Origin of the sequence: Deinococcus sp. YIM 77859, from assembly GCF_000745175.1 — a bacterium.
Classification (GTDB): Bacteria; Deinococcota; Deinococci; order Deinococcales; family Deinococcaceae; genus Deinococcus.
In genome coordinates this window covers 1351962-1372500 of the sequence record NZ_JQNI01000002.1, presented here as the reverse complement: position 1 = coordinate 1372500, position 20539 = coordinate 1351962, and the positions used below count along the sequence as shown (strand labels likewise).

Here is a 20539-nt window from a genome sequence, read left to right as displayed (position 1 = left end):
TTCCAGGTTGCGCACGCCTGCCTCGCGGGTGTAGTGGCTGATGAGGCGTTCTAGGGCGGCGTCGGTGAGCTGGAACTGGTTCGGCTTCAGTCCGTTGGCCGTGAGCTGACGCGGCAGCAGGTAGCGCTTGGCGATCTCCAGCTTCTCCTGCTCGATGTACGAGGAGAACTCGATGACCTCCATGCGGTCCATCAGCGCCGCCGGGATCTGCTCGGGGTAGTTGGCGGTGGCGATGAACATGACCTCGCTGAGGTCAAAGGGCACGCCCAGGTAGTGGTCAGTGAAGTGCTGGTTTTGTGCCGGATCAAGAACTTCCAGCAGCGCCGCCGAGGGATCACCCTGGTAGGAACTGCCCAGTTTGTCCACCTCGTCGAGCAGAATCACCGGGTTTTTGGTGCCCGCCGTGCGAATACCCTGGATGATGCGTCCCGGCATCGCCCCGATGTAGGTGCGGCGGTGACCGCGGATATCCGACTCGTCACGGGCGCCACCCAGCGCGATTCGCACGTACTTGCGGCCCAGCGCCTTGGCGATGCTCTGCGCGATGGAGGTTTTACCCACGCCGGGAGGGCCAGTAAAGACCAGGATCGGCCCTTTGTTGACCTCTGCGGCGTCGATTTCGCCGCGTTCGGCACGTTCCCGGCGCAAGCGGCGCACAGCCAGGAATTCCAACACCCGGTCCTTGACCTTTTCCAAACCGTAGTGGTCTTCGTCGAGGATCTGGGCGGCTTCCGCGACGTCCAGCCGATCGTCACTGCGGACATTCCAGGGCAGCTCGGTGATCCAGGTGAGGTAGGTGCGAATCACCGAGGCCTCGGCGGCGTCGGGATGCATCCGGGCCAGACGGCTCACCTCGCGGTCGACTTCCTTTTTCACCTCGGGGGAGAGGCCCAGCGCCTCGATCTTGGCGCGGAAGGCTTCGGCCTCATCGGCGTCCTCATCGTCTCCGCCGCCCTGAAGTTCCTTTTGGATGACCTTCATCTGCTCGCGCAGGTAGTACTCGCGCTGGTTCTTGTCGATTTCTTCCTTCACCTGAGCGCGAATCCGGGCCTGCACCGCCTGCACTTCCTGTTCGGCGTCGAGCAGCATCAGCACTCGGCGCAAGCGGTCCGTCAGCCGGGTGGCCTCCAAAACCGCCTGCTTGTCCTCCAGCTTGAAGTCAAGGTGAAAGGCGATGTGGTCGGCGAGCTCGCCGGGGTCATCCTTGCTCTGGATGGTCTGAACGCTTTCGGCACTGATGCGCCCCCCCTGCGCAACGCTTTCGAACTTCTCGCGCAGCTCGCGGGTCAGCGCCTGAAGCTCGACCGAGTTGCCCGTTTCGGTGGGCAGCGCCTCGAGGTCAGCGCGCAGGTACCCGTCACGGGTGTACCGCAGCACACGAGCACGAGCGATCGCCGCAACCAGCATCTGTACGGTGCCGTCGGGGTTCTTGCGCACCCTCAGCACGTTGCAGGCCGTGCCGACGTCGTACAGATCGCTGCCCTGCGGGTCATCCACATCCTTGTCGCGCTGCGACACGATCAGGATCACCTTGTCGCCCTGCAGGGCGGCCTCGATGGCATGAATAGAGATGGCGCGGCTCGCGTCGATGTGCTGCACCATCGTCGGGTAGATGACGCTGCCCCGCACCGGGCACACGGGCACGTTGGCGGGCAGCGGGATGGTTTGTTCAGAGGGCATGGAGACTCCTTTCGCCCGAAGGTCGTTCTGGTAAGAGGTTTCTGGCACAGAGCATGCCATGAAACTTGAGTGCAACTATATCAACTTTCGGGGCCAGGAGCAAGCCCTCGCCTTGGCTTGAAGACGTGACTCAAAGCGCGCTGGCCACATCAAAACCCTACGCTCCGCCAGCTGACACAACCCTCACGAAAGGCTGACGGAACGTTGAGCGTTGATGGCCGCGTTCAGGCGAGCAGGCTGCGCGCGATGATCACCTTTTGAATCTCGCTGGTGCCCTCGTAGATTCGCAGAAGGCGCTGGTCACGGTAGAAGCGCTCCACGGGCGACTCCTTCATATAGCCCATGCCACCCGCGATCTGCACGGCCTTGTCCGCCACCTGCGAGAGCATCTCGGTCGCGTGGTACTTCGCCACACTGGCCATACGGCGCACGTCCTGTCCCTGGTCGACCATCCAGGCGACCTTTTGCCACAGCACCCGGCTCGTCTGGAGGGCAACCTCCATCTCGGCGAGCATAAACTGCACCGCTTGGAACTCGGCGATGGGCTGCCCGAACTGCTCGCGCGTCTGGGCGTGATGAACCGAGAGATCGAGCAGGCGCTGCATCGCCCCCGTCGAACGCGCGGCGATTCCCACCCGCCCGTTCGTCAGGATGCCCAGCGCCTCGCGGTAGCCCAGGTGTTCGGGGCCAAGGAGGTTTTCCGCGGGAATTTCCGCGTCCTGAAAGATCACTTCGGAGGAGAGGGCCCCCTTCTGGCCCATCTTCTCGTCAATCTTGCCGATGGTGACGCCGGGCGTGCGCTGCGGCTCGACCAGAAAGGCGCTCATGCCGCGCGTGCCCTGGGTGGGATCGGTGACCGCGATGACCGTCAGCAGTCCGGCTATCGGGGCGTTGGAGATGTAGTGCTTGGTTCCGTTGAGCACGTACACGTCGCCGCGTTTCTGGGCCCGGGTGCGGATATTGGCGGCGTCCGACCCGCTGGACGGCTCGGTGATCGCGAAGCCCGCGATGCATTCGCCGCTTGCCATGCGGGGGAGAAAACGCCGTTTTTGCTCCTCGGTCCCCAGTTTGACCAGCCCGCTGGTGCCGATGGAGGCGTGCGCGCTGATCACCCCGCCGAAGCCCATATGCCCCTGCCCCATCGCCTCGTAGACGGCGCAGCGGCCCAGCATGCTCAGACCAACGCCGCCGTACTCCTCGGGAATGCTGAGCCCAAAGAGGCCAAGTTCGGCAGCCTGCCTCAGCAGCTCGGGCGGAATCCGGTTCGTCTCCTCGATCTCGTGGGCGCGCGCCTCGACAGCACCAAGCATAAAGTCGCGAATCGTCGCCTGCATCTCCCGCAGGTCTCCGGGCAGGTTGAAGTCCATAGGTCATTCCAGGGTAGCGCCAGAAGAGGGGAGAAGAGAAACCCCGGGGGGCGCCGTGGCCTGCTCCCCCGCATTGACACCCCGCGCCGGCTCCCCTACAATGTGCGGGCCTGCGAGGGCGCGCCTGTGGTGGGTTTAGCTCAGCTGGTTAGAGCGCCGCTCTGTGGAAGCGGAGGCCGTGGGTTCAAATCCCATAACCCACCCCATTTCTCCCGGTCGCCACGTGGCCGGGGATTTTTTTCGCGAGGATGGCGGAACTGGTAGACGCACCAGACTTAGGATCTGGTTCCGAATAGGAGTGAGGGTTCAAGTCCCTTTCCTCGCACCAGCAGACACCAACAGGAAGAACGCGGCTTCTCGGCGGGCCGCGTTTTTTCCTGCCGGTATCGCGCAAAGGGCAGCTGAGGCACTATGATGCGCGGCGGCATGTCGCGTGCCCCCGGGCCAGGGCCCTTTTGGGCGAATCCAGCTAGGCGCAGGCGGCACAGGCACACAGCAACGCTGCGGCCCTACCGCTCGTTTCGGTGGTGGCGGCAGGCAGGATGGGAGAGGTATGGCAGAGCTGATCAGTAGAGAAGGCAACAAGGTGCAATTCCGAGTCGCGGTGCCCGCCGCCGAGGTGAACCGCGCCTACGACCAGGTGTGGGCGGGGCTCTCGCGCGACGTGCGCGTGCCCGGCTTTCGGCCCGGCAAGGCTCCGCGCAAGGTGCTTGAAAGCCGCGTGGGCAAGGGGTACGTCGAGAACGAGGTGCGCGAGCGCTTGCTCCAGGTGCATTTTCCGCAGGCGGCCCGCGAACTGAAGCTCAGCCTGGTGGACGCGCAGATTGACCCCGGGACGCTGGCGAGCGGTGAGCCCTTCACCTTTACGGTGCGCGGCGAGACGTACCCCGAAGTCACGCTGGGCGACTGGCGCTCGGCGAAGCTCAGCGCGGCTGCCCCCGAGATCACTGATGAGGTGCTGGAGCGCACGCTGGCCGACCTCCAGGAGCGCAACGCGACCTTCCAGACGGCGGACCGCCCCATCGAGGCGACCGATCAGGTCACCATCGAGGAACTCGGCGAGGAGGGCGGCAGCTACCCGGTGTACCTGGATGTGGCCGAGCCCCACGTACGCGACGCGCTGATTGGCAAGAACGTCGGCGACGAGGTGGAGATCACGGTCCCTGCCCACCAGCACGGCGATCACGAGCACCCGGAGCACACCGTGCGGGTGCGGGTGCAGGGCGTGCAGACCAAGCAGCTTCAGCCCCTTGACGACGAGTTTGCGAAGAGCCTGAATTTCGAGAGCCTGGAACGGTTGCGCACCGATCTGCGCGCCGAACTCGAGCGCCGCGCCCGCCAGGAGGGTGACGCGGCCCGCCGCGAGGAATTCATCAACCTGCTTGTGGAGGGCATGCAGGTGGATATTCCCCAGGCGCTGATCGACCGCCGCCGTCAAGCCATGCTGGAAGAAATCCAGGACGACCTGGGTCGCCAGGGCGTGAAGTGGGACGAGTACGAGACCTTTATGCGCGAGCAGGGCAAGCTCGACGAGTTCATGGCGGACCTCGCCAAGAACGCCGAGAACCGTGTGAAGCGTGACCTGGCCCTGGAAAAGCTGGCCGAGGACCTGGGTGTGCAGCTCAGCGACGCCGAGTTCAGCAGCACCATGAATGCCCTCGCGCAGGCGAATGGCCTCACGCCCCAGCAGCTTCAGAGCCAGCTTGGGCCCAACGGCATCAACGCCTACTACGTCAGTTTGACCCGCGAAAAGGCTCTTCAGCAGGCCCTTGGCGAGTTGGGGAACCAGGCGCAGGGCGAGCCCGCCACTCCGGAAGCGGGAACGGCACAGCCTGAAGAGGCAAGCCCCGCTGCGGGCGAGAGCCAGGAAGAGAAGCCGGGCGAGTAATTCCTACCCCATAGAGGCGGCGCGTCCAGCTGGGCTCGCCGCCTTTTGTGGATTGTGGGCACCGGCCTGGCCGTCTCACCCGGAGTATTCATTGAACGACTGTTCAAAGAATGCTAGGGTACCGCTATGAACACCTTTAGCGGGGCTACCGCCAGCCGCCCCAGCCTAGGCATCACCGCTCTGGGAACCTACGTGCCCGAGCGGATCGTGACCAATGCGGACTTCGAGGCGCGCCTAGACACAAGCGCCGAGTGGATCGAGAGCCGCACCGGGATCCGCGAGCGCCGCTTTGCCGCCCCGGATGAGTTCACATCGGACCTGGGGGTAAAGGCCGTGCAGGACATGCTCGCGCGGGATCCAGAGGCCCTGCGGGAGGTAGACGTGGTGATCTGCGCGACCGCGACGCCCGATGCCCTGTTTCCCTCCACCGCGGCCCTGATTGCCGGACAGGTGGGGCTCACCGGCGCCGGAGCCTTTGACCTCTCGACCGCGTGCAGCGGCTTTGTGTACGGCCTTAGCCTGGCGCAGGGCCTGATTCTGGGGGGGACAGCGCGGCGCGTGCTGGTGGTGGGCGCGGAAACGCTGTCGCGGCTGGTGGACCAGAATGACCGCAGCACCGCCATCCTGTTTGGAGACGGGGCGGGCGCGGCGGTTGTGGGTCCGGTTCCGCCGGGGCACGGCTTTCAGGACTTCGTGCTGGGCGCCGACAGCGCGGGTGGCCCCAGCCTCTTTGCCCGCTGTATGGCAGACCGCCTGCCCGGCGGCTTCGCGATGGGGGAGCAGGTGGGCATGAATGGCCGCGAGGTCTTTAAGTTCGCGGTGCGGGTGCTGGGTGACAGCGGCAACGAGGTGCTGGCCAAGAGTGGCCTTGCGAGTACGGACGTCGATTGGGTGGTGCCCCATCAGGCCAACATCCGCATCATCGAGGCGGCCAACGAGCGGTTTGGGGTGCCCATGCACCAGACGGTGGTCAACCTCGACCGCTACGGCAACACCTCCAGCGCCACGGTGCCCCTCGCCCTGCGCGAGGCGGTGGACGACGGCCGTATTCAGCAGGGCCAGCAACTGCTGCTCGTGGCCTTTGGTGGCGGCCTGAGTTGGGCCGCCTGCACGATGAAGTGGTGGTCAGGTGCTCCCAGCCTGACCGCTCGGACCACACGTGCAGAGGTGACGGCATGACGGTCACCGCCCCCCACATAGCGGCCCTCTTTCCCGGCCAGGGCTCGCACGCGGTCGGTATGGGTGCGGACCTCACCGCCGCCTTTCCCCAGGCAGAGCGCGTGTATGCCGAGGCCGAGGCCACCCTGCCCGGGCTGCGCGCCCTGATCGAGGAGGGGCCGCTCGAGGCCCTCACCCTCACTGCCAACCAGCAGCCAGCGCTGGTGGCCGCCTCCGTCGCGGCCTACCGGGCGTGGCAGGCTCAGACGGGCCTGACCCCCGCGTTTGGAGCGGGGCACTCGCTGGGCGAGTATTCGGCGCTGGTGGCGGCCGGAGCCCTGAGCCTCACGGACGCGTTGCGGCTCACGCGGCGGCGCGGCGAGCTGATGCAGGAGGCCGTGCCCGTCGGCAGCGGGGCGATGAGCGCCGTGATGGGGGATCCGGAGGTGGTCCGTGAGGTCTGCGCCGCTGTCGCGCTCACCTCCGGCGTCGTGCAGCCCGCGAACTTCAACGCACCTACCCAGACGGTCATCTCCGGTGAAAAGGCCGCCGTGGAGGCTGCCGCCGCCGAACTCAAGGCGCGGGGGCTCAAGGTGGTCCCCCTCAAGGTGAGCGCGCCCTTCCACTGTGCGCTGATGCAGCCCGCGCAGGACGCGCTCACGCCGGACCTCAGGGCGACGACCTTTCACGCGCCCGCCTTTCCGGTGTACGCGAACGTCACCGCAGAGGCGAACCGCGATCCCACCGCGCTTCCGGACCTCCTCGCGCGGCAGATCACCGGGAGCGTGCGCTGGGTGGAAACCATTCAGGCGCTGGCCGCTGCTGGTGCCGAGGTGTTTATCGAGTTCGGCCCCGGTACGGTCCTCACGGGGTTGGTGAAGCGGATTCTGCCGGAGGCGCAGACCGTGAATGTCGGGACGGCGGAGCAGGTGCTAAGGTTCCAGCTGCCCGTCGTCGGTCGCCCGCACTGATGCCTCCCGGGTTGGCTGCGGCAGGCTTTTGGCAAGGAGAACAATGACCGAACCTCAATCCTCCAACATCGCCCTCGTGACCGGCTCCAGCCGCGGCCTGGGCCGCGCGATGGCCCTCGCGCTCGCTCGTGCGGGCTACGGTGTGGCCGTGCACTACGGCCGCAACAGGGCCGAGGCCGAAAAGGTGGCCGAAGAGATTCGCGCGCTGGGTGTGCCCGTGCAGGTCTTCGGCGCGGATCTCTCTGTTCCGGCGAATGCTGGAAGCCTGGTGGAGACCGTGCTGAGGGCCTTGGGTCGCCTCGACGTGCTGGTGAACAATGCGGGCATCACCCGCGATACCCTGGCCATCCGGATGAAGGACGAGGACTGGCAGGCGGTGCTGGACACCAACCTCACGAGCGCTTTTACCGCCAGCCGTGCGGCCATTAAACATATGATGCGCGCCCGTTCGGGCCGAATCATCAATGTGACCAGCGTGGTCGGCCTGATGGGGAATCCCGGGCAGGCGAACTACGTGGCGAGCAAGGCGGGCTTGATTGGCCTGACCAAGGCCCTCGCCAAGGAGTACGGCGGGCGCGGCATCACCGTGAACGCCGTCGCCCCCGGCTTCATCGAGTCGGATATGACGGCAGGACTCCCCGAAGACGTGCAGCAGAACTACCTGGCCAACATTCCTCTTGCCCGCTTCGGCAAAGCCGAGGAGGTGGCGGCGCTCGTCGCCTTTCTTGCCTCGGACGCGGCCGGATACATCACCGGGCAGGTGATCGGGGTGGACGGCGGGCTGTACCCGCACTGAGGGTGTTCCGGGGACTTGCACCCCGTTCAAGCTTTGTTGCGTTGCGGCACCCCGCGTGTAGACTGGCGCAGACTTCAGCACCAAGGAGGTAGTCAACATGGCGACATTTGATGAAGTGAAGGAAGTGATCGTCGAGAAGCTCGGCGTCGACGCGGATAAGGTGACGCCGGAGGCGCGCTTCGTCGAGGATCTCGGCGCGGACAGCCTGGAGACGGTAGAACTCATCATGGGCCTAGAGGACCGCTTCGGCATCAGCATCAGCGATGAGGACGCCGAGAAGATCCGTACGGTGCAGGCCGCCGTCGATTACATCGGTTCGCAGCAGTAACAGGGCTGGAGCCACATTCGGGCCGGGCGGCGTGGGGAGTTTCCCTGCACCGTCCGGCTCTGCCGCCTGCTGGCCGGACTGGGGACGGCTCGCGCGGCACAAGCGCAAGGAGGGAAGGGGCAGCATGACCATCACAGGACTGAGAAGGGTGGCGATTACTGGCCTGGGGCCGGTGACCCCCATCGGAACGGGGGCCCAGGCCTTTGCAGAGGCGCAGCGCGCCGGCAAAAGCGGCATTGGGCCGATTACCCGTTTCGACACGGCAGAGGTGCCGAGCAAGATTGCGGGTGAGGTCAAAGACGACCTGAGTGAGTATGTCGATGCGCGCGAGGCTCGCAAGCTCGACCGCTACGTACAGTTGGCGCTTGCCGCCGCCGAACTCGCCGTGCGCGACAGCGGGCTTTCAGAAGAGGAGCTGCGTGGCGAGCGGACCGGCGCGGTCATCGGCAGTGGAATCGGCGGCGTCAAGACCTTTGAGGAGCAGGCCGCTGTGCTGCATACCCGTGGCCCCAGCCGCATCAGCCCGATGTTCATCCCGATGATGATCGCCAATATGGCGACCGGGCACGTCGCCATGCGCTACGGCGCGACCGGGCCCAGCAGCACGGTCGTCACCGCCTGCGCGACGGGCACCGGGGCGGTGGGGGACGCGGCGCGCTACATCCAGCTCGGCCTGGCCGACGTGATGATTGCGGGCGGCACCGAGGCAGCGGTGACCCCGATTGCCATCGGCGGCTTTTCCAACATGAAAGCCCTCTCGACACGCAACGACGAGCCCGAAAAGGCCAGCCGTCCTTTCAGCGCCAGCCGCGACGGTTTTGTGCTCAGCGAGGGGGCGGGCGTCCTCATTCTCGAAGACTACGAAAAGGCCAAGGCGCGCGGCGCGACCATCTACGCCGAGATCGTCGGCTACGGCACCAGCGCCGACGCGCACCACATCACCCTTCCGGCTCCAGAAGGCCGCGGCGCGCAGGTGGCCATGCGCATGGCTTTGGCGACGGCGGGGGTCAATCCCGAAGAGGTCGGCTACATCAATGCCCACGGCACCAGCACGCATTTCAACGATCTGCACGAGACGCAGGGCATCAAGCACGTCTTTGGCCCGCACGCGTACAAGCTCGCGGTCAGCTCCACCAAGTCCATGACCGGACACCTGCTGGGCGCGGCGGGGGCGGTCGAGGCCATCGCCGTCGCGCAGGCCTTGGCAGACGGCATCCTGCCCCCAACCATCAACCTGACCGATCCCGATCCGGTGCTTGACCTCGACTACATCCCAGAGGGGGCGCGGGAACAGCAGGTGGAGTACGCCCTCAGTAACTCCTTTGCCTTTGGGGGGCAGAACGCGGCGCTGCTCTTTAGGCGGGTTTAACTTCGCCTCCCCGCCGAAAGTCTTTTGTCGCTGGGTGCGTGCGAGGCTGCCCGCTACGCTCGCCCCAACCTCTTTGGGCGCCGTGACGCTTGCCTGACGCGACGAACGTTTCCTGCACTGAGGTTTACCGTGCCTGCCGAGACTCCCCTTCCGCCTGTTTCCCAAGAGTTGCCGCCTTCCGTGAAAGGCGGAAGACGCAAGAAGGGCCTGCGGGCCGCCCCTGCTGCCGAGGGGGTGGGGCAGACCTTCAGCACGGTCGCCAACCCGGACAGCCCGTTTCTCAACCGCGAGCTCTCCTGGCTGGCCTTTAACGCGCGGGTTCTGGCCGAGGCACGCGACGAGCGCAACCCGCCCCTAGAACGCCTGAAGTACGCGGCGATCTGCGGCAGCAACCTGGACGAATTCTTTATGGTGCGGGTGGCCGGAATTCACCGCCAGATCGCGGCGGGGGTCAACACCCCCAGTCCCGACGGCCTGCTTCCCCGCGAGACCCTCGCCCTCGTGCGCGAGCGAACTCAGGTGATGCTGCGCCAGATCGAAAAGGCCGCTCGGCGCACGCTGCGGGACCTCGCTGCTCACGGCGTGCGGCTGGTGCGCGTGGCAGACCTGGGCAAGCGGGCGCGGGCGGCGCTGCGCGAGCATTACCTCGCAGAAATTCAGCCGGTGCTCACGCCGCTCGTCGTGGACCCCAGCCACCCCTTTCCTTACCTCAGTAACCTCAGCTTGAATCTGGCCGTGCTGCTGGACGGGGGCGAGGGCGAGGAACCCGACTTCGCCCGCGTCAAGGTGCCCGTGGGCGTGTTGCCGCGTGTCGTGGCGGTGGGAGGCAGCCTGCTGCTCCTTGAAGACGTGATCGCCGCCCATCTCGGGGATCTGTTTAAGGGCCGGCGGGTGCTGGCCGCCCATGCCTTCCGCGTGACCCGCAACACCGACTACGAGTTCGAAGAAGAGGAAGCCGAAGACCTCCTCGCCACCATCGAAGATGGCCTCAGGCGGCGGCGTTTCGGCTCGGCGGTGCGGCTGGAAGTGATGGCGGACATGCCGCCGAGCGTGACGACCTTCCTCCAGGAACGGCTGCGGCTCGCGCCGGAAGATATCTTTCGGCTGGAAGGTCCCTTGGGGACCGCTGACCTGATGAGCCTGCCGGTGCAGCGGCCCGACCTGAGCTTTCCGCCCTACGCGCCAGCCGTCCCGGACCTCGATGGCGACGACGAAGACGCCATATTCAGCACGCTGCGCCGCGGTGACGTGCTGCTGCACCACCCGTACGACAGCTTCACGAATGTGCTGGACTTCGTGGAGGAGGCTGCCCGCGACCCGCAGGTGCTCGCCATCAAGCAAACCCTGTACCGCACCGGCGACGATCCCCGGTTGCTGGCGGCTCTGCGCCATGCCGCCGAAAACGGCAAGCAGGTCGTGGCCCTGATCGAACTCAAGGCGCGCTTTGACGAGCAGCGCAACATCTCCTGGGCACGCAAGCTCGAGCGGGCCGGAGCCCACGTCGTGTACGGCATGGCGGGCCTCAAAACCCATGCCAAAGTCACCCTGGTCGTTCGCCGCGAGGAAGGGGGGCTACGCCGGTACGTCCACATCGGCACCGGCAACTACAATCCCAAGACGGCGCGGCTCTATACCGACCTGAGCCTCCTCACCGCCGATCCCGATCTGGGGGCGGACGTCTCCGAGCTGTTTAACCACCTCACCGGGTATGCCGAAGCCCGCTACAGCCGTCTGCTGGTCGCGCCCGACACCGCTCGCCGCGGCTTCGAGGCGCTGCTGGACCGCGAGATCGAGCACGCGCGGGCAGGAGAAGACGCCTGGGTCCGGGTCAAGGTCAACCAGCTCACCGATCCCGGCATGATCGAGGCCCTCTACCGCGCCTCGCAGGGGGGCGTGCGGGTCGAGCTGATCATTCGCGGCGTCTGCTGCCTGCGCCCTGGCGTTCCCGGCCTTTCCGAGAAGATCCGCGTGCATAGCCTGCTGGGCCGTTACCTCGAGCACGCACGTCTCTACGCCTTTGGCAACGCGGGTGACCCCGAGGTGTACCTGGGCAGCGCTGACTGGATGAGCCGCAACCTCGATCGCCGCGTCGAGGCGGTCACTCCTGTTCTGGACGACGGCCACCGTGACCATCTTCTGCGCCTGCTGGCCACCGAATGGGCCGACGAACGAGGCTCCTGGGAACTGGGCCCGGACGGCGTGTACGAGAAGCTGAGCGGTGACTTCAGCGCCCAGCAGGCTTTTGCCGATGCCCGTCACCCCACCTGAGCACGGCAATACCGGAGATGCGGCGTGCAGCCTGCATCCCCGGTCCTAGAGGGCTTGGGTCAGCGGTCAGCCAGGAGGTCGGTGGCCTGACTGGCAGTTTGCTTGGCAGGAGCGGCAACACCATAGTCAGGGGGACCCGCCTGTGCCACCGAGAAGACGACCGCCGCCAGAACCGCCAGAACCTTCACGGTTTTTTTGATGGGCATGCCTTACTCTAGCATAGACGCGATGACCCCCGATGTGGACCGGTTCATAGAACTTCAGGCGCAGTTTGACGCCGGACGGTATGACATGGTCATCACGCGGCTGACGGCTGTCCCGCCCCGCACAGCAGCGGAGTGGCGTCTTCTGGGGATGGCGTATCTTTGGAGTCGGCTTTTACCCGAAGCAGAGTTACCCCTGCTGCGGGCCAGTGAGCAGGGAGACGCAGAAGCGCGGGTCGAATACGGCAATGTGCTGCGGCTTCAGGGCCGCTTTGCGGAGGCCATTCGGCACTTTCAGGCAATCACCCCCGGCCTGACGGGAGAACTCGCGCTGCGAGCGCTCAGGTGGTGGGGAACAGCGGAATTCCAGGCAGGGCACATGGCGGGGGGCCTGGAGCGCTGCGAGCAGGCCTGGCGCGGCTATCTGGCCCTGGGGGACGACGAGCGGATTGGGCGCGTGACCCAGACGGTCGCGCAGATGCTGGTCCAAATGGGGGATATGGCCCGTGCCCGGCACCTCTACGGCGAGGCGCTGCGCCTTCTGCCGACCGACAGAACGCCTGTGGCTCGCCTGTCCGCACTGACGGGGCTGGCCAATGTGCAGGTGCTGACCGGGGACTTCGCTGGAGCGCGGGCGACCCTGACGCAGGGCTGGGAGGTATTGACTGACACTGAGGCGCTTACACCTAAGGCTTATCTACTGGCCATCGAGGCGGAGCTGCACTACCTGACTGGAGAACAGGCCGCGTACATGCAGAACCTCCAGGATCTGCGCAGGATTGCCGAAACGACCCGTGATTTCGAGCTGCTGACCTGGACGGCCACTCGCCTCGCGGACCTGTACAGCCGCCAGGGAGAGCACGGGCGGGCGCTGGAAGTCCTGCTTGACCTGGCACCGGACGCCGCGCATCCAGCGGTGATCCTCACGCGGGGGATTCTCCTGCGGCGCCGGCAGCATCACGCCCAGGCGGCCGAGCACCTCACGCGAGTGCTCGAGACCCCAGGGCTGGGAGAGGGGCTGCGGGTTCGGGCGCTGCTGCATCTCGCCGAGGCCCAGGCCGCCCTGGGGGACGCGGCGGCGAGTCTCAACACGTTGGGCGAGGCGCTGAGGGTGCTCGTCAGCGCTCGGGACCGCATGCTGTACCGCCCCGATGTTCAGGAACTCCCCAATCTGGTCCAGCGTGCCCTGCTGGATCCGGACCTGGCCCCTGATACGCAGCTCGTGCTGGAGAAGCTGGCCTTTCCGAGGCCGCAGGACCCTCCGGCGACCCCCCTGCGCCTGCGCGTGTTGACGCTGGGCCGCGCGGAGGTGGAGCGGGGAGGCGAACGAGTGCCCCTCAGCCTGGAAGGAAGTGTCCTCACCCTCGCCTACCTCGCCCTCCATCCGGGCCGCAGCCGCCGGGAACTGGAAGCGAGCATCTACCCCGACCGCGATCCCAAGACCGCCGGGGATTACTTCCGAGCGGTGTTTCGTGAGCTGCGCCAGCGCCTCGGGCCAGAAGTGCTGCAGATGGAGGGCAGCGCCAAGCAGCCCCGCTATCGCCTGGGCCCAGACGTTCACGTGGAGCTCGACGTGACGGAGCTGCGCGCGGCGCTGAGGGCGGGGGACCTGGCCTGTGCGTTGGCCCTCTACCGTGGTCCCTTTTTGCCGGGCCTGCGGCTAGAGAGCGAGTGGGCCGACGAGCTGCGGGAGGAGCTGCGGGTGCTGCTCACGCTGGAGTTGCGCGCCCATCTGAACCGTGCCCGCGAGGAGGGTGATCTGCGGCGGGCACTCCTGCTGACCAACGAGTTCCTGCGCGTGGACCCCTACGATGTGGGGGTGCTGGAAACCCGGGTCGAGCTCGCCCGGCGGGTGGCGACCCCACAGGAACTCGCCCGCTACGTGGTGGAACTCCACCGCATGCGTTCCTGAACGGGAGCGGTTTGTGTCTCCTGCCGAACGCCCCTTTCTGAATGCCCCCGATCCCCGCGGAACAGCTCCGGGGGGCGCGGTGCCCGCCGCGCTTTTTGATCTGGCGGTGAACCGCGCGGCGGCTGCCCTGCGCGGCCTGCGTCCGGTGGACCCTGGTCCGGCGCTTGCCGCCTGGCACGCCCGCACCCGCTTTGCCCGGCGCGTGCCGCTCGCGGCGGTTCTGGACGCCTTGGCCCAGAAACCCCAGGAAGACGGCGAGTGGCACTGGGCCGGGGGACCCGAGGGCGGCTGGGTGGCGGGACGGGCACCCTTTCCGTAGGGAATGGAGGGGCGTTTCTCCGGCCGCTACAGCTCGTCTCCTACAACCTTTGCCGCCACCCAGACCGCCCGCGTGATCTCCTCCTGCGGGAGGTAGGGAAGGGCGGGGCGATCTTCTGGAACAGCCAGAGCCACGGCGGCATTGGCAGGCACGTGCAGGAAGCCGCAGGGAACGTGCCGGTGACCCGTGATGGCCAGGTGATGCAGGGCGCAGTACAGCACGAAGTTGCACACGTACAGGCCCGCCGTGTTGCTGATGTGGCCCGGAATCCCCGCCGCTCGCCATCCGGCCACGACCGAACGCAGGGGGAGGGTGCTGAGGTAGGCGGCGGGAGCTGCGGCGTCTGCGCAGGCGGGGTGATCGCGGTAGGTTTGCCCCGCGTTGTCGGGAATGGAAAAGTCCATGACGTTGAGGGCAACCCGCTCGACCGTCACTTGCGGGCGGCCCGCCGCGAGGCCCGTGAGCAGCACGGCATTGGGCCGATACTCATCCAGCAGTGCCCGGAGCTGCGTCGCCGCCGCCTGGGGCTCGACGGGCAGCAGCGCCGACTGGACGCGCGTTTGGCCCACGGCCTGCCCGTCCAGCGCTTGTGCCGCCTGCGCGCTGGGATTCACCGGGTGCGTGTGAAAGGGCTCGAAGCCGGTGAGGAGCAGCGTGGGCATGCGGCGAGAATACGGCAGAAGGAATTCAGTTGCCTCTTCCGCAGTGTTTGGCCTCCCGCGCCGGTATGCTCGACCGGTGCCGGAACTCCCCGAGGTCGAGACCACACGCCGCAAGCTCGAACCGCTCCTCATGGGGCGCACCATCCTTGAGATCACGCACGACGCCCCTCACCGCTACCGCGACACGCACCGCGCGCACGGGCGGCGTGTTCGTGGCCTTTCGCGCCGCGGCAAATACCTGATGCTGCACCTCGCGGCAGCCGGTGCGGCGGAGGACGAGCGCCATGACCTCGAACTGGTTGTGCACCTGGGCATGACGGGGGGCTTTCGGCTTCAGGAGGGGCCCCACACCCGCGCCGTTCTCACGACCGACGCGGGGTCCCTCTACTTCCACGACCCCCGGCGCTTCGGCAAGATGGCGGTGGTGCCCGCGGGCGAGTACCGGGGAATGCCCACCCTCCTGGCGATGGGGCCGGAGCCGCTCTCCGAAGACTTCCGCGAGGAGGACTTTGCTCGGTTGGCGGCACGAGCTGGAGCGGTCAAGCCCTGGCTGCTCTCGCAGAAACCCGTGAGCGGCGTGGGCAACATCTACGCTGACGAGAGCCTGTGGCGGGCTCGGATTCACCCCGCCCAAACCCACCTGACCCGCGAGGAGGCGGGCCGCCTCTACCACGCCATCCGCGCGGTGATGCATGAGGCGGTGGAGGCCGGGGGCAGTTCTCTCGGGGACGGCTTGGGCAACTACCGCCAGCACGACGGCGAGCGGGGCTCCTTTCAGGGGCGACACAACGTCTATGGCCGCGCCGGCGCCCCCTGCCCCCGCTGCGGAACCCCTCTTCAGAAGACGGTGCTGGGAGGACGCGGCACGCATGTTTGTCCGCGCTGCCAGCTCCTCAGGAGAAGAGATGCCTGACCTCACCTCGCTGCGCCTCACCTACGCCCGCGCCGAGCTGCGCCGCGCCGACCTCGACCCCGATCCCCTGCGGCAGTTTCACCGTTGGCTCGAGGAAGCCCTGGGTGCAGGGTTGCGCGAGCCCTACGCCCTCAGCCTGGCCACGGCCGACGCGTTGGGGCGGCCCAGCGTGCGGACCGTCCTGCTGCGCGGGGCGGACGAGCGCGGCCTGACCTTCTACACGAACTACGAATCGCACAAGGGCCGTGACCTGGCCCAGAACCCGCAGGCAGAACTGCTGTTCCACTGGGCCGAACACGAGCGGCAGGTGCGGGCCTACGGGCCGGTCGCGCGGGTGCCCGAGGAGGAAAGCACGGCCTACTTTCACGCTCGCCCCCGCGAGAGCCAGCTCGCGGCCCATGTGAGTACTCCGCAAAGCGCGCCGGTCGGGAGCCGAGAGGTGCTCGAAGCCCGGTTCGCTGCCCTGCAAACGCAGTTTCCTGAGGGCACGACCATCCCCAAACCCGACTTCTGGGGCGGCTACCGCGTTCAGGTGCAGGAGTGGGAATTCTGGCAGGGCCGGCCGGGCCGTCTGCACGACCGCTTTCGGTACACTCGGGCCGGGGAGAGCTGGCGCATCGAGCGCTTGATGCCGTAGAACCGGCCTGGCCGCTCCTCTCAGACGCTCAGGTGCTGCAACTTTTCCGCTGCCGAGGGCGTACCCTCTAGAGAGGAGGACCTGCTGGAATGGACCTGTATCTGCTGTGCCTGCTGGTGGGCGGCGGACTGCTTGCCCTGTCCCTGCTGGGTGGGCACGACGTGGATGTCGGCCACCCGGAGGCGGGCGACCTCGCCTCCTGGTTCTCACTGCGCGCGCTGGTGAGTTTTGCGGCCTTTTTTGGGCTCGCGGGGGTGGTGGGCGGCCTGATGGGTCTGGCCGGGCCGGGCCGGCTGACTCTGGCGCTTGTGACCGGGTTGGCGGTGGGGGGCTTTACCGCCTTTGCCCTGCGGCTGGCGCGAACGCGTGGCGAGGTGAGCGGCGCGGCGGGCCGCCTGGTGGGGCGCACGGGCAAGGTGCTGGTGCCCCCGGCACCGAGCCGGCCGGGCAAGGTGGCCCTCACGGTGGCGGGACAGATCGAACATGTGCTTGCCCGCAGTGACGACGCGCTGCGAACCGGTGACGCCGTGATCGTGATCGGCGTGCAGGGCGGCGTGCTGGACGTGAAAGCCTGGGACGGACGGGCGTGATGTCCCTTTCTCGCAAGAACCTTCCGCAAAGGAGAGACTCGTGCTGACTGGAACGCTGATGGCTGCCGCCCTGATCCTGCTGGGAATCATTCTCGTGCTCGTCCTCATCCAGAAGTTTTTGATTGTGGTGCCGCCCAACCGGGTGCTGGTGATCTCGGGCCGCAGCCGCCGCACAGAGGAGGGCGATACGGTGGGTTACCGCGTCATTCGCGGCGGGCGGGCCTTTCGTATTCCGGTGCTGGAAAAGGTGTCGTGGATGGACCTCACGACGATTCCACTTGACCTCTCCATAGAGAACGCCTACTCCAAGGGCGGGATTCCGCTCAAGATCCACGCGGTGGCCAACGTCAAAATCAACGCGCAGGAGCCGCAGCTTTCCAATGCGATCGAGCGTTTTCTGGACGTGCCGCGCGAGAGCGTGACCAACATCGTCCGCGACACGCTGGAGGGCAACCTGCGCGGCGTGGTGGCGACCCTGACGCCCGAGGAGATCAACGAGGACCGGTTGCGCTTCGCCGAAGCCCTGATCGAGGAGGCCGAGCACGACATGAATAACCTCGGCATCAAGCTCGATACCCTCAAGATTCAGAACGTGTCCGACGTGGGAGGCTACCTGAATGCCATCGGGCGCCGCAAGGCCGCCGAAGTGCTCAAGGAGGCACGCATCGCGGAGGCCGAGCGCAACGCCGAGGCGGCACAGGCCGAAGCCCAGGCCCTCCAGCGCAGCCAGGTCGCGCAGGCGATCAGTCAGCAGGCCATCTTGGAGGAGCAGAACAAGCTGGAGGTGCGCCGCACCGAACTCAATGCCATTCAGCTGTCGCGCCAGAACGAGGCCGCGGTCGAGTCCGAACTGGCCAAGGTGCGTGCCACCCAGAACTTTGAACAGGAACAGGCGGCCCTCCAGGCGGCCTTGCGTCAGCGCCGCGCTCAGGCTGAACGTGAGGCCCGTATGGTGGAGGCGCAGCAGAATGCTGAGGCCGCCGAGGTCGAGGCTCAGGCCCGGCAGCGCGCCACCATCGCCCAAACCACCGCGCAGCAGGCGATTTTGGAACGCGAGAACGAGCTGCGGGTGCGCAAGGCCGAACTGGAAGCCCTGGCGGCAGCTCGTGAGAACGAGGCGAAGGTTGCTGCCGAGCGTGCTCGTGTTGTGGCCGAGCAGGAACTCGAACAGGAGCGCGTGCTGCTCAACCAGAAGCGGCTGGAAGCCGACGTGGTGGCTCCTGCTCGCGCCAAACGCGAGGCCGAGCTGCTGGCCGCGCAGGCCGCCGCGGCCCCCATCATCGAGGAGGGCCGGGCCAAGGCCGAGGCGGTGCGCCTGATGGTCGAAGCCTTCCGCCAGGCTGGGCCGGAAGGCGAGCGGGCCTACGTCCTGAATATGCTGCCCGGCATCGTCGAGGCGTTCGCCAAGAGCGTGCAGGAGATGCAGATCGACAAGCTCACCGTCATTGATTCCGGGAACGGGCAGGCCACGCGCAGCGCGGTGCAGACCCTTCCCGCCAACATCATCGGCATGGTCGAGCAGGTGGAGAACGCGACGGGCGTGAACCTGCTCAGCCTCCTCCAGACTACCGGCAAGCCGAAGGGGAACGGGGCGAGCGCGGTGCAGCCCGCTCCCCCGGTGCCGGCCAAGACCGATGCTTGAGCGGGACCGGTTGAACACTTGGGCAGGCAGCGCCGCGGGCGGCATGATGTCCCTATGAGTAACCTCTACACCGCCGAAGTCACCGCCACCGGAGGCCGCGCCGGAGCAGTCAAGTCCAGTGACGGCCGCCTCGAACTGTCCCTGAGTGTGCCCGCTGAGCTGGGGGGTGAGGGCGGGCCCGGCACCAACCCCGAGGAACTCTTTGCGGCCGGATACGCGGCCTGTTTTCTGGGGGCGCTGGGGGTGGTTGCCCGCCGGCAGAAGATCGAGCTGGACCCCGCCAGCACCATGACCGCCCGCGTGGGCCTGCGAAAGAGCGGCCTCGCCTTTGCGCTCGACGTGGAACTGGAGGGCCGCTTTCCCGGCCTGTCTCGCGCGGAGGCCGAGGCGCTCATGCATGCCGCGCACCAGGTCTGTCCCTACAGCGTAGCGACTCGGGACAACGTGCCGGTTCGCCTCAAGGTCGCGGACTAACCCGGGCGGCATGAACGTCCTGATTGTCGTCGCCACCGCCGGGGAGGCCGCAGGGCTCGCGGACCTCCCCGCTCGGGTGGTGGTGAGCGGTGTTGGGCCGGTCGCGGCGGCGCTGGCCACGTGGCAGGCCTTGGCCCGTGAATCCTTTGACCTGGCCGTGAGTGCCGGAATCGGCGGCGCGTACCCCGGCAGCGGCCTACAGGCAGGTGATCTCGCGGTCTCCAGCGTGATGGTGCAGGCGGACTTGGGGGCGTGGGACGGCGAAAACTTCCTTGACCTCGCGGCCCTGGGCTTGTCGGTGCTGCCCGGAGCGGCACACACCGGGACGTTCGCTGTTTGGGACGGGGCGGCCCAACTCGCCGCGGCTCTGGGGGCGGCCTGCGGTCCCACCCTCACCCTGGGCACGGTGACCGGCACGGCGGAACGCGCCGCCGAACTCGCCCGGCGTTATCCCGGTGCGCTCACCGAAGGGATGGAGGGAGCAGGTGTGGCACACGCGGCGCTGCTTGCGGGAGTGCCGGTCCTCGAACTCCGCGGCGTCAGCAACCCGGTTGGTCCCCGCGACCGCCGAGCCTGGCGGATTCCGGAAGCGCTTGCCGCCACCCGGCGTGGTTTGGCAGGCCTCCTGGAGGGTGTGTAGGCGTCCGCCTAGTGCGCGGGCTGGTCCTCCCCTTGTTGCGGGGCGGGGTACTTCACGCGCACATGGACAACGGTGCCGACGGGTGTTTGCGGGTCCACGTTGATCCAGTGGCTGGCCAGAATGGGCGGGTTGGGCTCCGGGTCGAGCGCGCGGACCAGCATTCGGCCCTGCGCGGGAAGAAAGAGGCACCACCCTTCCGGCGTGGCGGAAAAAGCCCGCACCGGCAGGATGCTTTGCAGGGTGATGTCTTCGGGCGTTGCCCAGTACTCCACGAGCAGACAGGCCTGTTCGCGGTCCTGGTCAGCGGGATCAAGGTCGAGCTGAACCTCGACCGCGTCGGGCTGGCCGGGCACCAGATTCATCCAGCCGGGCACCACGGAGCGGCCGCTGCCCGCGCTTCTAAACTGCTGGGGTTCGTTCGGCTTGGTCATGGGGCCAGGGTAGCGCGGGCTTATCTGGCGTGCCGCTGGGAGCCCAGCAGCGCCCTGACCGTCACGTACCCCACCAGGAAAAACAGCAGCGGCGTGAGGTTCACGCTGATCTCGGTGTCCTTTTCGGGGTGCAGCGCGTTCTGCTGGTGATACCTGATCATGGGCTCAGCGTACTCGGCCTGCTCCTGCCCCGCCTTGAGGGTCACTTCGGCCTTCTCACCGGGGCGCTCTGTGCAGCGCGGCCTGGTCGGTGACCTGCCCGGGCGCTATGGTAAGACGTCCTGCTGCGCT

General features: G+C 67.1%; 21 protein-coding genes and 2 tRNA genes (1 of these 23 running past the window's edge). 17 read left to right on the top strand and 6 right to left on the bottom strand.

Annotated elements, in window-relative coordinates; all coding sequences use genetic code 11:
* Nucleotides 1-1680, bottom strand: the 5' portion of a protein-coding gene (gene lon, locus EI73_RS06820) for an endopeptidase La (RefSeq protein WP_034385378.1). The gene continues 771 nt to the left of window position 1, outside the view; the window shows 1680 of its 2451 coding nt (coding positions 1-1680); it begins with the start codon at nt 1678-1680; its stop codon lies beyond the left edge, outside the window.
* Between the two features lie 224 nt (nt 1681-1904).
* Nucleotides 1905-3047 carry an acyl-CoA dehydrogenase family protein gene (locus tag EI73_RS06815; protein WP_034385376.1) on the bottom strand — a complete coding sequence of 381 codons (1143 nt, stop codon included), beginning with the start codon at nt 3045-3047 and terminating at the stop codon, nt 1905-1907.
* Between the two features lie 129 nt (nt 3048-3176).
* Here EI73_RS06815 and EI73_RS06810 point away from each other — a divergent pair.
* The 9 genes from EI73_RS06810 (at nt 3177) to ppk1 (ending at nt 11825) form a co-directional block, all read left to right on the top strand.
* A tRNA-His gene (locus EI73_RS06810) sits at nt 3177-3253 on the top strand.
* A gap of 36 nt (nt 3254-3289) precedes the next feature.
* Nucleotides 3290-3375 (top strand) — tRNA-Leu (locus EI73_RS06805).
* 225 nt (nt 3376-3600) lie between these two features.
* The gene (tig, locus tag EI73_RS06800; RefSeq protein WP_034385374.1) at nt 3601-4935 is read left to right on the top strand and encodes a trigger factor; all 1335 of its coding nucleotides are present in this window, start codon (nt 3601-3603) and stop codon (nt 4933-4935) included.
* A gap of 126 nt (nt 4936-5061) precedes the next feature.
* Nucleotides 5062-6114, top strand: coding sequence for a beta-ketoacyl-ACP synthase III (locus tag EI73_RS06795; RefSeq protein WP_034385372.1), 1053 nt, complete (start codon nt 5062-5064; stop codon nt 6112-6114).
* Nucleotides 6111-7064: an ACP S-malonyltransferase gene (fabD, locus tag EI73_RS06790; RefSeq protein ID WP_034385369.1), complete on the top strand. Its 954-nt coding sequence runs from the start codon at nt 6111-6113 to the stop codon at nt 7062-7064. Before EI73_RS06795 ends, fabD begins: the two co-directional genes overlap by 4 nt.
* 43 nt (nt 7065-7107) lie before the next feature.
* Nucleotides 7108-7860: a 3-oxoacyl-[acyl-carrier-protein] reductase gene (fabG, locus tag EI73_RS06785; protein ID WP_034385367.1), complete on the top strand. Its 753-nt coding sequence runs from the start codon at nt 7108-7110 to the stop codon at nt 7858-7860.
* A gap of 97 nt (nt 7861-7957) precedes the next feature.
* Nucleotides 7958-8188: an acyl carrier protein gene (gene acpP / locus EI73_RS06780; RefSeq protein ID WP_034385365.1), complete on the top strand. Its 231-nt coding sequence runs from the start codon at nt 7958-7960 to the stop codon at nt 8186-8188.
* Between the two features lie 124 nt (nt 8189-8312).
* Complete coding sequence (fabF, locus tag EI73_RS06775; protein WP_034385363.1) at nt 8313-9557, top strand: beta-ketoacyl-ACP synthase II; 1245 nt, start codon at nt 8313-8315, stop codon at nt 9555-9557.
* A 180-nt stretch (nt 9558-9737) separates the two neighbouring features.
* Nucleotides 9738-11825, top strand: coding sequence for a polyphosphate kinase 1 (gene ppk1 / locus EI73_RS06770; protein ID WP_231557302.1), 2088 nt, complete (start codon nt 9738-9740; stop codon nt 11823-11825).
* A 59-nt stretch (nt 11826-11884) separates the two neighbouring features.
* Here ppk1 and EI73_RS16240 read toward each other — a convergent pair whose 3' ends face one another.
* Nucleotides 11885-12031 carry a hypothetical protein gene (locus EI73_RS16240; protein ID WP_156103475.1) on the bottom strand — a complete coding sequence of 49 codons (147 nt, stop codon included), beginning with the start codon at nt 12029-12031 and terminating at the stop codon, nt 11885-11887.
* 22 nt (nt 12032-12053) lie between these two features.
* On the opposite strand from EI73_RS16240, the gene EI73_RS06765 reads away from it, so the two are divergent.
* Nucleotides 12054-13940, top strand: coding sequence for an SARP family transcriptional regulator (locus tag EI73_RS06765; protein WP_034385361.1), 1887 nt, complete (start codon nt 12054-12056; stop codon nt 13938-13940).
* A 13-nt stretch (nt 13941-13953) separates the two neighbouring features.
* Nucleotides 13954-14259, top strand: coding sequence for a hypothetical protein (locus EI73_RS06760; RefSeq protein ID WP_034385359.1), 306 nt, complete (start codon nt 13954-13956; stop codon nt 14257-14259).
* 26 nt (nt 14260-14285) lie between these two features.
* On the opposite strand, the gene EI73_RS06755 is transcribed toward EI73_RS06760, so the two are convergent.
* A complete protein-coding gene (locus tag EI73_RS06755; protein ID WP_034385356.1) occupies nt 14286-14921 on the bottom strand; it encodes a pyroglutamyl-peptidase I in 636 nt (211 codons plus the stop codon).
* A gap of 76 nt (nt 14922-14997) precedes the next feature.
* Between EI73_RS06755 and EI73_RS06750 the strand changes: the two genes are divergently transcribed.
* The 6 genes from EI73_RS06750 (at nt 14998) to mqnB (ending at nt 19817) form a co-directional block, all read left to right on the top strand.
* On the top strand, nt 14998-15834 hold the full coding sequence (locus EI73_RS06750) for a DNA-formamidopyrimidine glycosylase (protein ID WP_034387871.1): 837 nt from the start codon (nt 14998-15000) through the stop codon (nt 15832-15834).
* On the top strand, nt 15827-16471 hold the full coding sequence (gene pdxH / locus EI73_RS06745) for a pyridoxamine 5'-phosphate oxidase (RefSeq protein WP_034385354.1): 645 nt from the start codon (nt 15827-15829) through the stop codon (nt 16469-16471). Before EI73_RS06750 ends, pdxH begins: the two co-directional genes overlap by 8 nt.
* 89 nt (nt 16472-16560) lie before the next feature.
* Nucleotides 16561-17061 carry an NfeD family protein gene (locus tag EI73_RS06740; RefSeq protein ID WP_034385352.1) on the top strand — a complete coding sequence of 167 codons (501 nt, stop codon included), beginning with the start codon at nt 16561-16563 and terminating at the stop codon, nt 17059-17061.
* 40 nt (nt 17062-17101) lie between these two features.
* The gene (locus tag EI73_RS06735; protein ID WP_231557301.1) at nt 17102-18703 is read left to right on the top strand and encodes a flotillin family protein; all 1602 of its coding nucleotides are present in this window, start codon (nt 17102-17104) and stop codon (nt 18701-18703) included.
* 54 nt (nt 18704-18757) lie between these two features.
* Nucleotides 18758-19177, top strand: coding sequence for an organic hydroperoxide resistance protein (locus tag EI73_RS06730; protein ID WP_034385351.1), 420 nt, complete (start codon nt 18758-18760; stop codon nt 19175-19177).
* Between the two features lie 10 nt (nt 19178-19187).
* On the top strand, nt 19188-19817 hold the full coding sequence (gene mqnB, locus EI73_RS06725; RefSeq protein WP_034385349.1) for a futalosine hydrolase: 630 nt from the start codon (nt 19188-19190) through the stop codon (nt 19815-19817).
* A gap of 8 nt (nt 19818-19825) precedes the next feature.
* Here mqnB and EI73_RS06720 read toward each other — a convergent pair whose 3' ends face one another.
* Together EI73_RS06720 and EI73_RS06715 are read right to left on the bottom strand one after the other, a co-directional pair.
* Nucleotides 19826-20248, bottom strand: a complete 423-nt coding sequence (locus tag EI73_RS06720; RefSeq protein ID WP_034385348.1) for a hypothetical protein — start codon at nt 20246-20248, stop codon at nt 19826-19828.
* 20 nt (nt 20249-20268) lie between these two features.
* Nucleotides 20269-20454 carry a hypothetical protein gene (locus EI73_RS06715; RefSeq protein ID WP_034385345.1) on the bottom strand — a complete coding sequence of 62 codons (186 nt, stop codon included), beginning with the start codon at nt 20452-20454 and terminating at the stop codon, nt 20269-20271.
* Nucleotides 20455-20539: the final 85 nt, after the last annotated feature.

What these genes read in the sequence shown, in the direction of transcription:
- EI73_RS06815 (WP_034385376.1), bottom strand. Translation starts at nt 3,047, where the DNA reads ATGGACTTCAACCTGCCCGGAGACCTGCGGGAGATGCAGGCGACGATT.
- tig (WP_034385374.1), top strand. Translation starts at nt 3,601, where the DNA reads ATGGCAGAGCTGATCAGTAGAGAAGGCAACAAGGTGCAATTCCGAGTC.
- EI73_RS06795 (WP_034385372.1), top strand. Translation starts at nt 5,062, where the DNA reads ATGAACACCTTTAGCGGGGCTACCGCCAGCCGCCCCAGCCTAGGCATC.
- fabD (WP_034385369.1), top strand. Translation starts at nt 6,111, where the DNA reads ATGACGGTCACCGCCCCCCACATAGCGGCCCTCTTTCCCGGCCAGGGC.
- fabG (WP_034385367.1), top strand. Translation starts at nt 7,108, where the DNA reads ATGACCGAACCTCAATCCTCCAACATCGCCCTCGTGACCGGCTCCAGC.
- acpP (WP_034385365.1), top strand. Translation starts at nt 7,958, where the DNA reads ATGGCGACATTTGATGAAGTGAAGGAAGTGATCGTCGAGAAGCTCGGC.
- fabF (WP_034385363.1), top strand. Translation starts at nt 8,313, where the DNA reads ATGACCATCACAGGACTGAGAAGGGTGGCGATTACTGGCCTGGGGCCG.
- EI73_RS16240 (WP_156103475.1), bottom strand. Translation starts at nt 12,031, where the DNA reads ATGCCCATCAAAAAAACCGTGAAGGTTCTGGCGGTTCTGGCGGCGGTC.
- EI73_RS06765 (WP_034385361.1), top strand. Translation starts at nt 12,054, where the DNA reads ATGACCCCCGATGTGGACCGGTTCATAGAACTTCAGGCGCAGTTTGAC.
- EI73_RS06755 (WP_034385356.1), bottom strand. Translation starts at nt 14,921, where the DNA reads ATGCCCACGCTGCTCCTCACCGGCTTCGAGCCCTTTCACACGCACCCG.
- pdxH (WP_034385354.1), top strand. Translation starts at nt 15,827, where the DNA reads ATGCCTGACCTCACCTCGCTGCGCCTCACCTACGCCCGCGCCGAGCTG.
- EI73_RS06740 (WP_034385352.1), top strand. Translation starts at nt 16,561, where the DNA reads ATGGACCTGTATCTGCTGTGCCTGCTGGTGGGCGGCGGACTGCTTGCC.
- EI73_RS06730 (WP_034385351.1), top strand. Translation starts at nt 18,758, where the DNA reads ATGAGTAACCTCTACACCGCCGAAGTCACCGCCACCGGAGGCCGCGCC.
- mqnB (WP_034385349.1), top strand. Translation starts at nt 19,188, where the DNA reads ATGAACGTCCTGATTGTCGTCGCCACCGCCGGGGAGGCCGCAGGGCTC.
- EI73_RS06720 (WP_034385348.1), bottom strand. Translation starts at nt 20,248, where the DNA reads ATGACCAAGCCGAACGAACCCCAGCAGTTTAGAAGCGCGGGCAGCGGC.